The sequence below is a fragment of the Kitasatospora sp. NPDC048296 genome (assembly GCF_043201815.1).
Lineage (GTDB): Bacteria > Actinomycetota > Actinomycetes > Streptomycetales > Streptomycetaceae > Kitasatospora.
Map to the genome: position 1 here is coordinate 66,481 of NZ_JBICZB010000020.1, position 13,080 is coordinate 79,560.

11 protein-coding genes are annotated in these 13,080 nt (G+C 72.7%); 6 read left to right on the forward strand and 5 right to left on the reverse strand.

Annotated elements, in window-relative coordinates:
- Nucleotides 1-9: 9 nt before the first annotated feature.
- Entirely contained in the window at nucleotides 10-1,236 is a 1,227-nt protein-coding gene (gene bioB, locus ACGF12_RS14880) for a biotin synthase BioB (protein ID WP_393028817.1), read from the reverse strand.
- A gap of 237 nt (nucleotides 1,237-1,473) precedes the next feature.
- Here bioB and ACGF12_RS14885 point away from each other — a divergent pair, with 237 nt between their 5' ends.
- A complete protein-coding gene (locus tag ACGF12_RS14885; RefSeq protein WP_393028819.1) occupies nucleotides 1,474-2,322 on the forward strand; it encodes a hypothetical protein in 849 nt (282 codons plus the stop codon).
- Nucleotides 2,323-2,393: 71 nt separating this feature from the next.
- Here ACGF12_RS14885 and ACGF12_RS14890 read toward each other — a convergent pair whose 3' ends face one another.
- On the reverse strand, nucleotides 2,394-4,886 hold the full coding sequence (locus ACGF12_RS14890; protein WP_393028883.1) for a DEAD/DEAH box helicase: 2,493 nt from the start codon (nucleotides 4,884-4,886) through the stop codon (nucleotides 2,394-2,396).
- A 171-nt stretch (nucleotides 4,887-5,057) separates the two neighbouring features.
- Between ACGF12_RS14890 and ACGF12_RS14895 the strand changes: the two genes are divergently transcribed.
- Both ACGF12_RS14895 and ACGF12_RS14900 read left to right on the forward strand, forming a co-directional pair.
- Nucleotides 5,058-6,269 (forward strand): 8-amino-7-oxononanoate synthase, encoded by a 1,212-nt coding sequence (locus ACGF12_RS14895; RefSeq protein WP_393028821.1) that lies wholly within the window; start codon nucleotides 5,058-5,060, stop codon nucleotides 6,267-6,269.
- A gap of 39 nt (nucleotides 6,270-6,308) precedes the next feature.
- Complete coding sequence (locus ACGF12_RS14900) at nucleotides 6,309-6,803, forward strand: hypothetical protein (protein WP_393028823.1); 495 nt, start codon at nucleotides 6,309-6,311, stop codon at nucleotides 6,801-6,803.
- Between the two features lie 16 nt (nucleotides 6,804-6,819).
- On the opposite strand, the gene ACGF12_RS14905 is transcribed toward ACGF12_RS14900, so the two are convergent.
- From ACGF12_RS14905 to ligD, 3 genes are read right to left on the reverse strand one after another with little or no spacing between them, the layout of a single operon-like run.
- On the reverse strand, nucleotides 6,820-7,470 hold the full coding sequence (locus tag ACGF12_RS14905; RefSeq protein ID WP_393028825.1) for a GNAT family N-acetyltransferase: 651 nt from the start codon (nucleotides 7,468-7,470) through the stop codon (nucleotides 6,820-6,822).
- Between the two features lie 38 nt (nucleotides 7,471-7,508).
- Nucleotides 7,509-8,102, reverse strand: coding sequence for a class I SAM-dependent methyltransferase (locus ACGF12_RS14910; protein WP_393028826.1), 594 nt, complete (start codon nucleotides 8,100-8,102; stop codon nucleotides 7,509-7,511).
- 35 nt (nucleotides 8,103-8,137) lie between these two features.
- Entirely contained in the window at nucleotides 8,138-9,145 is a 1,008-nt protein-coding gene (gene ligD, locus ACGF12_RS14915; RefSeq protein WP_393028828.1) for a non-homologous end-joining DNA ligase, read from the reverse strand.
- A gap of 66 nt (nucleotides 9,146-9,211) precedes the next feature.
- Between ligD and ACGF12_RS14920 the strand changes: the two genes are divergently transcribed.
- From ACGF12_RS14920 to ACGF12_RS14930, 3 genes are all read left to right on the forward strand, one after another.
- Complete coding sequence (locus tag ACGF12_RS14920) at nucleotides 9,212-10,273, forward strand: ATP-dependent DNA ligase (RefSeq protein ID WP_393028830.1); 1,062 nt, start codon at nucleotides 9,212-9,214, stop codon at nucleotides 10,271-10,273.
- 369 nt (nucleotides 10,274-10,642) lie between these two features.
- A complete protein-coding gene (tdh, locus tag ACGF12_RS14925) occupies nucleotides 10,643-11,671 on the forward strand; it encodes an L-threonine 3-dehydrogenase (protein ID WP_393028832.1) in 1,029 nt (342 codons plus the stop codon).
- Nucleotides 11,672-11,700: 29 nt separating this feature from the next.
- A complete protein-coding gene (locus tag ACGF12_RS14930; RefSeq protein ID WP_393028834.1) occupies nucleotides 11,701-12,894 on the forward strand; it encodes a glycine C-acetyltransferase in 1,194 nt (397 codons plus the stop codon).
- Nucleotides 12,895-13,080 lie beyond the last annotated feature (186 nt).

Below are 13,080 nucleotides of genomic sequence, written 5' to 3' on the forward strand. Positions count from 1 at the left end.
TCCGGAGGGTCAGGCGTTGGGGGCGAGTTCGGTGCCGGCGCCGCGGCGGCGGACCTTGACCAGGTCGCTGCGCAGCTCGTCGTCGCCTTCCGAACTCTCCGAGATGGTGGCCTCGGCGGCGGGGGCCGCGGCGTGCGCGTGCCCGCCGCACGGGCCGCAGCCGCCGCCGCTGCCGCAGGCCGAGGCCGCGGTGCCGCAGGAGCCGCCGGCCTGGGCCGCCTCGGCGATGTCGGCGCGGTGGCGCGGCAGGGTGGCCTCGCCGGCGCCCTCGACCTCGAAGCCGGCGTCCTTGATCATGTCGAGGTCGGCCTGGCCGGCCTGGCCCTCACTGGTCAGGTAGTCGCCGAGGAAGATCGAGTTGGCGATGTGCAGGCCGAGCGGCTGCATGGTGCGCAGGTGGACCTCGCGGCCGCCGGCGATCCGCACCTCGGTGTCGGGGTTGACGAAGCGGACCATCGCGAGGATCCGCAGGCAGCGCTGCGGGGTGAGGTTCCACTCCTTGGCGAGCGGGGTGCCCTCGAAGGGGATCAGGAAGTTGACCGGGACGGAGTCCGAGCCGAGCTCGCGCAGCGCGAAGACCACGTCGACCAGGTCCTCGTCACTTTCGCCCATGCCGGCGATCAGGCCGGAGCAGGCGGACAGGCCGGCGCCGTGCGCCTTCTGGACGGTGTCCACCCGGTCCGCGTAGGTGTGGGTGGTGGCGATGTCGCCGTAGGTGCCCTCGGAGGTGTTGAGGTTGTGGTTGTAGGCGTCGGCGCCGGCCGCCTTGAGCCGCTCGGCCTGGTTGTCGGAGAGCAGGCCGAGGCAGACGCAGATCTCGACCTCGGGGTCGGCCTCCTTGATGGCGGCCATGGTGTCGGTCACCCGGTCGATGTCACGGTCCGTCGGGCCGCGGCCGCTGGCGACCAGGCAGACCCGCTTGGCGCCGCCGGCCACGCCGGCGCGGGCGGCGTCGGCGGCCTGGTCCGGCTTGAGCCAGGTGTACTTGAGGATCTCGGCCTTGGACCCCAGCCGCTGGGAGCAGTAGGAGCAGTCCTCGGGGCAGAGTCCGCTCTTGAGGTTCACCAGGTAGTTGAGCTTGACCCGGCGGCCGAACCAGCGGCGGCGCACCTTGCCGGCCGCGGCGACCACGTCGAGCAGCTCGTCGTCGGTGGTGGCGAGGACGGCCAGGGCCTCCTCGCGGGTCGGGACTTCGCCGCGCAGGCCCTTGGCGGTGAGGGTATCGAGCAGATCCATGGGGCCGATCCTGCCTGTTGGCGCTCGAATCGCGCCAGAGCAAACCCGCCAGAAGATCGCCGGAAGGATGTGCCGATTGCCACAGTGTCGAAACTCACGGCGTCGGCGCTGGTCACGCGCTTGACGGGGCCCCGGGACGGCGGTTACTGGCGGGTAGCGAAGGGGCGTGCGGGGCGAAGATCCACAACCCCCGACCCAGTGACCCAGGCCACCCGAGGGGTGCTTAGAATCTGCGCCATGACCACGCAGGGGGAGCGCACCCCGACTCCGGGAGAGGGCCAGGACGGCCAGGCAGGACAGCGGACCGGCGGGGGTGCCGAGGGTGCCGACGGTACTGAGCGCAGCAGGCGCGGCCGGCGGCTGACCGGCCGCCGGGCGGTCGGCTGGGTCGTCATGGTGGGCGTGGTCGCGGTCGGCGGATGGATCATCACCCGCCCGATGCCCGGCGACTACATACCCGGCCTCGGCCCCTCCACCAAGGACTCCGCCCGCACGCCCCCGGTGGTGGGCAACCCGCCGCCGACCACCGACCCCGAGGCTCTCAACGCCGGCAACCTGTTCCCCGCCCAGCGCCCGGTCGAGGTCGCCGGCTACAAGGCCCGGCGCGGCGGCATCCGGCAGGGCGAGAAGTGCGACGAGGTGCTCCAGGACCGTACCCAGGAGCTGCTCAAGGACAGCGGCTGCCAGGCCTACCTGATCGTCAGCTTCACCGGCGTCGACCACCCGGTGCGCAGCAGCGTCACCCTGCTGCGCTTCGCCGACCAGGCCGCCGCCGCCAGGGCCGCCGACACTCTGCGCGGCAAGCCCGGCGTGGTCGCCTTCATGCTCGCCGACACCAACATCGCGCCCGCCCCGTCCGCCGGCAGCGCCAAGCCGGGCAGCGAGGCCCGGGTCGAGGCGGTCGGCCACTACGTGACCGTCACCAGCTCCCGCCCCGGCGACGCCCGCCCGGCCGACACCGCCTCCTCGAACCCGGCGCCGTCCACCCCGGCGCCGACCGCATCCGGTTCAGGCGGTGAGCCGAACCTGGACGAGGCCACCCGGGCGCTGTCCTACGCGGCGGGTCAGCCGTTTGTGTGGATGTGACAAACGCCAAGGGGCCCGGCGCGCGCCGGGCCCCTTTTGACGTTCACTCAAGCGTCGATCCTGACGGAGGGTCAGCCGCCGAGCCGGTCCACCGCCGTCACCCGCAGCACCGCCCGGCCCTCCTCGTCCGAGCCGTACAGGTCGACCTCGGCGCTGATGCCCCAGTCGTGGTCGCCCTCCGGGTCGTCGAAGATCTGCCGGACCTTCCAGGCGGAGTCCTCCTCCTCGATGATCAGCATCTTGGGGCCGCGCGCGTTCGGGCCGGTGCCGAGGTCGTCGTACTCGTCCCAGTAGCCGTCCATGGCATCCGCCCAGCGGTCCGCGTCCCAGCCGTACTCGCCGTCCAGATCGCCGAGGACGTCCCAGTGCTCCAGGGCGCACAGCTCCACCCGGCGGAACATCTCGTTGCGCACCAGTACCCGGAAGGCCCGGGCGTTCGCCGTCACCGGCGCCGGCTTGTCGTCCAGGGTCACCTCGGCGGTGGCCGCCTCGGTCGGGTTGGCCAGCTGCTCCCACTCGTCCAGCAGACTGGAGTCGACCTGGCGGACCAGCTCGCCGAGCCAGGCGATGACGTCCTTGAGGTCGTCGGTCTTCACGTCCTCGGGGACGGTCTGCTCCAGCGCCTTGAACGCGCCCGCCAGGTAGCGCAGCACGATGCCCTCGGTGCGCGCCAGCTCGTAGAAGCCGACGTAGTCCGAGAAGGTCATCGCCCGCTCGTACAGGTCGCGCACCACGGACTTCGGCTGGAGCTGGTGGTCGCCGATCCACGGGTGTGCCCGGCGGTACACGTCGTAGGCGTGGGTGAGCAGCTCCTCCAGCGGCTTCGGGTAGGTGATCTCCTGGAGCCGCTCCATCCGCTCCTCGTACTCGATGCCGTCCCGCTTCATCTCGCCGACGGCCTCGCCGCGCGCCTTGTTCTGCTGGGCGGCGAGGATCTGGCGCGGATCGTCGAGGGTCGCCTCGACCACCGAGATCACGTCCATCGCGTACGAGGGCGAGGTCGGGTCGAGCAGTTCGAAGGAGGCCAGCGCGAAGGTGGACAGCGGCTGGTTGAGCGCGAAGTTCTCCTGGAGGTCCAGGGTGAGGCGTACGATCCGGCCCTCGGAGTCCGGCTCGGGCAGTCGCTCCACCACGCCGCCCTCCAGCAGCGAGCGGTAGATGGCGATCGCGGTGCGGATGTGGCGGCGCTGGGCGGCCCTGTCCTCGTGGTTGTCGGTGAGCAGCTTGCGCATCGCCTCGAAGGCGTTGCCCGGGCGGCCGATCACCGACAGCAGCATCGCGTGGCTCACCTTGAACCGGGAGACCAGCGGCTCCGGGTCGGCGCCGATCAGCTTGTCGAAGGTCTCCTCGGTCCAGCCGACGAAGCCCTCCGGCGCCTTCTTGCGCACCACCTTGCGCTTCTTCTTCGGGTCGTCCCCGGCCTTGGCGATCGCCTTGTCGTTCTCGATCACGTGCTCGGGCGCCTGCGCGACGACCTGGCCGACGGTGTCGAACCCGGCCCGGCCGGCCCGCCCGGCGATCTGGTGGAACTCACGGGCGCGCAGGATGCGCACGCGCTGGCCGTCGTACTTCGACAGGGCGGTGAACAGCACCGTGCGGATCGGCACGTTGACGCCGACGCCGAGCGTGTCCGTCCCGCAGATGACCTTCAACAGGCCAGCCTGGGCGAGGCGTTCGACCAGTCGACGGTACTTCGGCAGCATGCCGGCGTGGTGCACGCCGATGCCGTGGCGCACGTAACGGGACAGGTTGCGGCCGAACTTGGTGGTGAAGCGGAAGTTGCCGATCAGGTCGGCGATGGCCTCCTTCTCCGCCTTCGAACACATGTTGATGCTCATCAGCGACTGGGCCCGCTCCACCGCCTCCTTCTGCGTGAAGTGCACGACGTAGACCGGCGCCTGGCCGGTCTGCAGCAGCTCCTCCAGGGTGTCGTGCATGGTGGTGCGGCGGTACTCGTAGAACAGCGGCACCGGGCGGGTCGCGTTGCGGACCACCGTGGTCGGGCGGCCGGTGCGGCGGGTCAGGTCCTCCTCGAAGCGGCGGACGTCGCCGAGGGTCGCCGACATCAGCAGGAACTGCGCCTGCGGCAGCTCCAGCAGCGGGATCTGCCAGGCCCAGCCGCGGTCCGGCTCGGCGTAGAAGTGGAACTCGTCCATGACCACCTGGCCGATGTCCGCCCGCGCGCCGTCCCGCAGCGCGATCTGGGCCAGCACCTCGGCGGTGCAGCAGATGATCGGCGCGGTCGGGTTCACACTGGCGTCGCCGGTCATCATGCCGACCTGCTCGGTGCCGAACATCTTCACCAGGTCGAAGAACTTCTCCGAGACCAGCGCCTTGATCGGGGCGGTGTAGAAGGTCCGCTGCCCCTCGGCCAGCGCCGCGAAGTGCGCGCCCGCCGCCACCAGGCTCTTGCCCGAACCGGTCGGCGTCGCCAGGATCACGTTGTTCCCGGACACCAGCTCGATCAGCGCCTCCTCCTGCGCCGGGTACAGCGTGATCCCGCGCTCCTCCGCCCAGGCTGCGAACGTCTCGTACAGCGCGTCGGGAGTGGCGGGCTTCGGCATCAGATCAAGGAGGGTCACCCGGCTATCTTGCCTGCTCGCCGCCACCCCGGGCAAAGCGTCGGAGCGGCGGGAGGCGGTGCCCCGGTTGTCGCGACCGGCCAGTGGACCGCACCGATCATGTGCCGAGTGGCACATTGATCCCCGTTCGCCGCCCGTGCCAGAGTGCCGGACATGACCCTCCCCCTCACGTCCGAACCGCACACCGCCGCGCTCGCCCCGGGGCACGTCTTCGACTGGCTCGACGAGGCCGCCGAGCTGCGCGCCGACGCCGGGTTGACCCGTACGCTGCGCAGCCGGGCGGCGGAGGACCCGGTGCTGGACCTGGCGGGGAACGACTACCTGGGGCTGACCCGGCACCCGGTGGTGACGCGGGCGGCGGCGGACGCCGCGCTGCGGTGGGGTGGCGGGGCGACCGGGTCGCGGCTGGTGACCGGGACGACCGCGCTGCACACCGAACTGGAGGAGGAGCTCGCCGAGTTCTGCGGGGCGGAGGCGGCGCTGGTGTTCTCCTCCGGGTACACCGCCAACCTCGCCGCGCTCACCGCGCTGACCGACCCGGACACGCTGATCGTCTCCGACGCCTACAACCACGCCTCGCTGATCGACGGCTGCCGGCTCTCCCGGGCGGACGTCCACCGGGCCCCGCACAGCGACCCGGCGGCGGTGGCCGAGGTGCTGGCCGGGCGGACGCAGCGGCGGGCGGTGGTGGTCACCGACTCGGTGTTCTCGGTGGACGGGGACGCCGCACCGCTGCGCGGTCTCTCCGAGGCCGTACGCGCGCACGGCGCCGCGCTGCTGGTGGACGACGCCCACGGGCTGGGCGTCCTCGGCCCCGGCGGGCGCGGCGCGCCGGCCGCCGCCGGGCTCGCCGGGCAGCCGGACACCGTCGCCACCGTCACCCTCTCCAAGTCGCTCGGCTCGCAGGGCGGCGCCGTGCTCGGCCCGCGCCGGGTGATCCGCCACCTCACCGAGACGGCCCGCACCTTCATCTTCGACACCGGCCTCGCCCCGGCCGCCGCCGGTGCCGCCCTCGCCGCGCTGCGCCTGCTGCGCGCCGAGCCGGAGCGCGCCGACCGCGCCCGCGAGGTCGCCCGCACCCTCGCCGGCCGCCTGACCGCCGCCGGGCTGCAGGCCTGCGAGCCGGACGCCGCCGTGGTCTCGGTCCGCGCCCCCGGCCCCGAGGCCGCCGTCGCCTGGGCCGCCGACTGCCGCCGGGCCGGCCTCGCGGTCGGCTGCTTCCGCCCACCGTCCGTCCCGGACGGCATCAGCCGGCTGCGGCTGACGGCGCGCGGAGACCTGACGGACGGACAGATCGCGGACGCCGTCCGGATCATCGCCGAGCTGGCGCCGGCGGGTGCGCGGCGCGAACAGCGGGGCGAATAATCGCTCGGCCGGAGGGGCGTTCCCGGGCAGGATGGCGGCATGGCTGATCTGCTCTGGGACGACCACGTCGCGTGGCTGCTCGATCCGACCAATGGGGCCTGTCTGCCCGATGTGTTCGTCGAGGACACGACGGCGGCGGACTGGCAGGCCGTGCTGGATCTGGTGGTGGAACGGGGCTGGGCCTTCGAATACTCCGAGGGTGACACGGTGCTGCCGCTGCCCCGGGCCGAGGCCGTACTGTCCCGGCCGGTCGATGCCGGCTGCGCCTACCTGCGGGTGTGGCCCGATCCAGCGGTCTGCGCGATCTTCCGGCTCGATTGGGACGAGGTGATCGACTTCGACCTTGACCTCCGGGAGCTCCAGGGCCAGGAGCGGCTGGACGTCCTCTGCGATTTCCTGGCCGCGATCGGACGGCGGCTGGGCAAGTCGGTCCCGATGTTCTTCGAGGGCAGCATCACGACGGCACCGCCGTTCCTCGGCTATGACGTCGAGGCCGACCGGGTCCGAGTGCTGTGGACCCCGCCGGCCGACTGACCCGGGTCCGGGCCCGCTACGGCCGCCCCACCACCAGTAGCGCCTCCGCGCCGACCGCCCGGTAGCCCGCCGCCTGGAAGGCGCGGACGCTGGGCGCGTTGCCCGGGGCCTGCTGGGCCCAGACGACCCTGCCCTCCGGCAACAGGTGCCGGGCGGCGGTGGCCAGCGCGCGGCCGAGGCCGCGGCCCTGGGCGTGCGGGTCGACCTCGACGGCCGCCTCCCAGCGCCCGGCCACGCCCCGGCCGAGGATCAGCACGCCGCCGTCGGCCTCGAACACCCGGACGTCCTCGCGGTAGCGCAGCGCCCGGACCACCCGGGGGTGCTCGCGGTCCTCGACCGGGTTGAGCGGCAGCGGCGGCTCGCCGGGGAGGCGGTCGGCGACGGAGAGCAGGTCGATGTTGTTGACGGTCCGCCCGGTGCGCGAGGCGAAGGCGGTCAGGAAGGGCGGGCAGAGCGGCGCCGCCAGCGGGTCGCCCGGGTCGGCGGCGAGGGTGTCGCGCACCCAGGCCGGATCCTCGTCGGTGAACACCACGGCGTGCGCGGCGAAGGACATCACCCCGGCCTCGCGCGGCGAGGGCTGCGGCACCACCGTCACCGACCCGTCCGGCGGCGGGAACACCCCGCCCGCCGCGTCCGCCAGGATCTCGGCCAGTGCCCGTACGCCCATCGCAGTCCCCTCCCGGAAGTGTCGTCCCGCCCAGTTGATCACCGAGCGCGCCGATAGACCAGCAGATAGCGCCAGAACAGCAGTTGGCGCAGCGTGAAGCCCGGCAGGTGCCGTGCCGCGTACGCCCGTACCTCGGCCAGGGAGGTCGTCGGCATCGCGACCGGGGCCGGCACGCCCGGCCTGGTGCCGCGTTCGCGCAGGTGGACGGCCAGGCGGCAGACGGCGTTCACCGGTACGGCGGCCAGGCTGATCAGCCGGTCCCGGGCCGTCTCCTCCCGATAGCAGCCGAGCACCACCAGCACCCCGTTGGGCGCCAGCGCCTCGCGCAGCCGGTCGAGGGTGTCGATGGGCAGGTGGTGCAGGCTGGCCAGGCAGGAGATGTAGTCGTACTGGCCCTGAGACAGGTCCAGTTCCGTGACGTCTGCCTGGTGGAATTGGATCCCCGGTGAGAGGGCCCGGGCGGCGGCGATCACCGCGGCGTCGCGGTCCACCGCCTCCACCTCGACGCCCTGCCGGGCGAGGGCCCGGGCGAAGGCGCCCGTCCCGCAGCCGACGTCCAGCGCCCGGCGGGCCCCGGGCGGGAGTGCGCGCAGCAGTAACCGGTGGTAGTGGTCGTTGTGGTTGAAGGGCATCGCGCCAGGATGCCAGGGCCCGTTGCCTCCCGCCGCTACTTCTTCCGAGCCCGGCTCGGCTGCACCCGGGTCGGCTCGCCCTCCGCCTTGGGGTGGTCGGGCGGGTACGGGAGTTCGCCGAGGCCCTCGTCGTGCAGCTGCTTGTCGTAGAGCTCCAACAGGCCGTCCAGCCGGAACGCGTGCTGCTCCATCTCCGCGTTCAGGTCGCCGAGTTCGGCGAAGCGGGCGGGGACGGTGCGCAGGTCGAAGTCCTCGGGGGAGGCGTCGTCCAGCTCCTCCCAGCGCAGCGGGGTGGAGGCGGTGGCGCGGGGGCGGGCGCGCAGGGAGTAGGCGGAGGCGATGGTGCGGTCGCGGGCCATCTGGTTGTAGTCGACGAAGATCCGCTCGCCGCGCTCCTCCTTCCACCAGGCGGTGGTGACCTTCCCGGGCATCCGCTGCTCCAGCACCCGGCCGAGGGCGATCACCGCGTGCCGCCCGTCGGTGAAGGTCCACTCGGGCACCAGCGGGACGTAGACGTGCAGGCCGCGTCCGCCGGAGGACTTGGGCCAGCCGCGCAGCCCGTACTCCTCCAACAGGGCGCGCAGTTCGTGGGCGGCGCGGACGGCGTCGCGGAAGTCGGTGCCGGGCTGCGGGTCGAGGTCGATCCGCAGTTCGTCCACGTGGTCGGTGTCGGAGCGCCGCACCGGCCACGGGTGGAAGGTGAGGCAGCCCAGGTTCGCCGCCCACAGCACGGCGGCCGGCTCGGTCGGGCAGATCTCGTCGGCGGAGCGGCCGCTGGGGAAGTTGATCCGGGCGGTGGGCAGCCAGTCCGGCAGGCCCTTGGGCGCTCGCTTCTGGTAGAAGTACTCGCCGTCCACCCCGTCGGGGAAGCGCTGCAGCGTGGTGGGCCGGTCCCGCAGCCCGCGCAGCACCCCGTCGGCGACGGCCAGGTAGTACTGCGCGACGTCCAGCTTGGTGAAGCCGCGCTCGGGGTAGTACACCTTGTCCGGGTTCGACAGCCGGACGGTCCGCCCGGCGACTTCCAGTTCCACGGCTGAGCCCATGGCTGACACGCTAAGTGCGCCGTGCCCGGCGCGCGTCCCGAGGCGAGCCGGGCGAGGATCGGTCGCATGGACCTGCCCGTGATGCCGCCGGTGGCGCCGATGCTCGCCAAGTCGGTGGCCGAGATCCCGCCGGGGATGCAGTACGAGGCCAAGTGGGACGGCTTTCGCACCATCGTGTTTCGCGACGGCGACGAGGTCGAGCTCGGCAGCCGTACCGGCAAGCCGCTGACCAGGTACTTCCCCGAGCTGGTCGAGGCGTTCAAGCGCGAGCTGCCGCCCCGCTGCGTGCTGGACGGCGAGGTGGTGATCGCCCGGGACGGGCGGCTGCGCTTCGAGGAACTGCTGGAGCGCATCCACCCCGCGGCGAGCCGGGTGCGGCTGCTCGCCGAGCAGACCCCGGCCTCCTTCGTCGCCTTCGACCTGCTCGCCCTCGGTGACGACTCGCTGGTGGGTGAGCCGCTGTCGGTGCGCCGCCCGGCCCTGGTGGCGGCGCTGGGCAAGGCGAAGGGCCCGGTGTTCACCGCCCCGGCCTCCACCGACCGCGACCTCGCCGGGACCTGGTTCTCCGAGTACGAGGGCGCCGGCCTGGACGGGGTGGTGGCCAAGCCGCTGGACCAGCCGTACCGGCCGGGGGAGCGGGCCATGTTCAAGATCAAGCACGAGCGCACGGCCGACTGCGTGGTGGCCGGCTACCGCGAGCACAAGAGCGGCCCGGTGGTCGGCTCGCTGCTGCTCGGCATCTACGACGACGAACGCAGGCTCCAGCACGTCGGCGTCTGCGCCGCATTCTCGATGGCCCGCCGTCGCGAACTGGTCGAGGAACTGGCCCCGTTGCGGATGGACGACCTGTCCGAGCATCCCTGGGGCGCCTGGGCGGAGGAGGCCGCCCACGGCGAGGGGCGGCTGCCGGGCGCGGTCAGCCGCTGGACCGGCGGCAAGGACCTGTCCTGGATCGCACTGCGCCCCCAGCGGGTGGTCGAGGTCGCCTACGACCACATGGAGGGCAGCCGGTTCCGGCACACCGCACAGTTCCGCCGCTGGCGGCCGGACCGCTCGCCGGAGAGCTGCACCTACGCGCAGCTGGAGGAGCCGGTCTCCTACGATCTCGGCAAGGTGCTGGGCGTCTGACGTATGTGACGGCTCATCAGAGGCTCCGGAGGCCTGACCCGGTGGACCGGGTCAGGCCTCGGAACGCGACGCCGCGGTGGCGAGCGGCCCGGCCGGGGCCGGCCCGCCGGTTGGTGTCGCGGACGGCGCCCCGCGCTCGGCTGAACGGGTGAGCACCGGCATGCCGCCCCCACCCCCGGGCCACAGCTCGGGCACGATCGTTTAGCCCAGCTGTGGCCGCCCTTAAGAATTCCTCGATGGACCGCACCCGCCCTGACCAGGCAGATTTCTGCTTGCCCGGAGTGCGCCCGTCAACGGCGGTCGAACCGGGCCACTCGGCCTGCCCGACCCTCGAAGGCCGTCCCACCCGCACGTCAGGAGCCGTCGCCCGTGAAGGCACTCGTCAAGCAGAAGGCCGAGCCCGGTCTCTGGATGATCGACGTCCCGAAGCCCGAGATCGGCCCCGGCGAGGTGCTGATCAAGGTGCTGCGGACCGGTATCTGCGGTACCGACCTGCACATCCGCAAGTGGGACGGCTGGGCGCAGCAGACCATCAAGACCCCGCTGGTGCTCGGTCACGAGTTCGTCGGCGAGGTCGCCGAGCTCGGCGCCGGCGTCGCGGACATCGCGGTCGGCGACCTGGTCAGCGGCGAGGGCCACCTGGTCTGCGGCAAGTGCCGCAACTGCCTGGCCGGCCGCCGCCACCTGTGCCGCAACACCATCGGCCTGGGCGTCAACCGCGACGGCGCCTTCGCCGAGTACGTGGCACTGCCCGCCTCCAACGTCTGGGTGCACCGGGTGCCGGTCGACCTGGACGTGGCCGCGATCTTCGACCCGTTCGGCAACGCCGTGCACACCGCGCTGTCCTTCCCGCTGGTCGGCGAGGACGTGCTGGTCACCGGTGCCGGCCCGATCGGCATCATGGCCGCCGCCGTCGCCAAGCACGCCGGTGCCCGCAGCGTGATGATCACCGACGTCTCCCCGTACCGCCTCGACCTGGCCCGCCAGGTCGGCGTGACGCTGGCGCTCAACGTCGCCGAGCACACCATCGAGGAGGGCCAGCAGAAGCTGGGCCTGCGCGAGGGCTTCGACGTCGGCCTGGAGATGTCCGGGCGCCCCGAGGCGATGCAGTCGATGATCGCCAACATGACCCACGGCGGGAAGATCGCCATGCTGGGTCTGCCCGCCGAGGAGTTCCCGGTGGACTGGGCCTCGATCGTCACCTCGATGATCACCATCAAGGGCATCTACGGCCGCGAGATGTTCGAGACCTGGTACGCGATGTCCGTGCTGCTGGAGGGCGGCCTGGACCTCAGCCCGGTGATCACCGGCCGCTACTCCGCCGACGCCTTCGAGGCCGCTTTCGACGACGCGGCGAGCGGCAACTGCGGCAAGATCATCCTCGACTGGACCGCCTGAGCACCCCGCTGACGCAAAAGGAGCCTGTTGTGTTCGACAACGTGCGCGCCGACATCGCCGCCACCCTCGACGAGATCCGCGAGGCCGGCCTGTTCAAGCCCGAGCGGGTCATCGGCACCCCGCAGAGCGCCGCGGTCACCGTCACCGGCGGCGGCCGCCCGGGCGAGGTGCTGAACTTCTGCGCCAACAACTACCTCGGCCTGGCCGACCACCCCGAGGTGCTGGCCGCGGCGAAGGACGCGCTGGACCGCTGGGGCTACGGCATGGCCTCGGTCCGCTTCATCTGCGGCACCCAGGACGTGCACAAGGAGCTGGAGGACCGCCTCTCGGCGTTCCTCGGCCAGGAGGACACGATCCTCTACTCCTCCTGCTTCGACGCCAACGGCGGCGTCTTCGAGACCCTGCTGGACGACCGCGACGCCGTCATCTCCGACGCGCTCAACCACGCCAGCATCATCGACGGCATCCGGCTCAGCAAGGCTCGCCGCCACCGCTACGCCAACCGCGACATGGCCGACCTGGAGCAGCAGCTCAAGGAGACCCAGGACGCCCGCCGCCGCCTGATCGTCACCGACGGCGTGTTCTCGATGGACGGCTACGTCGCCCCGCTGCGCGAGATCTGCGACCTGGCCGACCGCTACGGCGCGATGGTCATGGTCGACGACTCGCACGCCGTCGGCTTCGTCGGCGCGGGCGGCCGCGGCACCCCGGAACTGCACGGCGTGATGGACCGGGTGGACATCATCACCGGCACCCTCGGCAAGGCGCTCGGCGGCGCCTCCGGCGGCTACGTCGCGGCCCGCCGCGAGATCGTCGCCCTGCTGCGCCAGCGCTCGCGCCCGTACCTGTTCTCCAACTCGCTGGCTCCGGTGATCGCGGCCGCCTCGCTGAAGGTGCTCGACCTGGTCGAGCAGTCCAACGAGCTGCGCGAGAAGCTGGCGGCCAACACCGCGCTGTTCCGCGGCAAGATGACCGAGGCCGGCTTCGAGATCCTGCCCGGCGACCACCCGATCGCCCCGGTGATGATCGGTGACGCGGCCAAGGCGGGCCGGCTCGCCGAGCTCCTGCTGGAGCGCGGGGTGTACGTGATCGGCTTCTCCTACCCGGTGGTCCCGCACGGCCAGGCCCGGATCCGGGTGCAGCTGTCCGCGGCGCACTCCACCGAGGACGTCGAGCGCGCCGTCGCGGCCTTCGTGGACGCGCGCGCCGCACTGGGGGAGTAGCCCCCGCCGGGCCCGGCAGGGGCCCGCACCGACTGCCCGCGGGCCGGACCGCTCGGAACCGGACCGGCCCGCGGGCTCACAACCGGCGTGGGGGGGGGGGGGGGGGGGGGGGGGGGGGGGCCCGGCCCCGCCCCCCCCCCCCACCGCGCCCCCCCCCCCGGCGGGGGGGGGGGGGGGGGGGGGCGG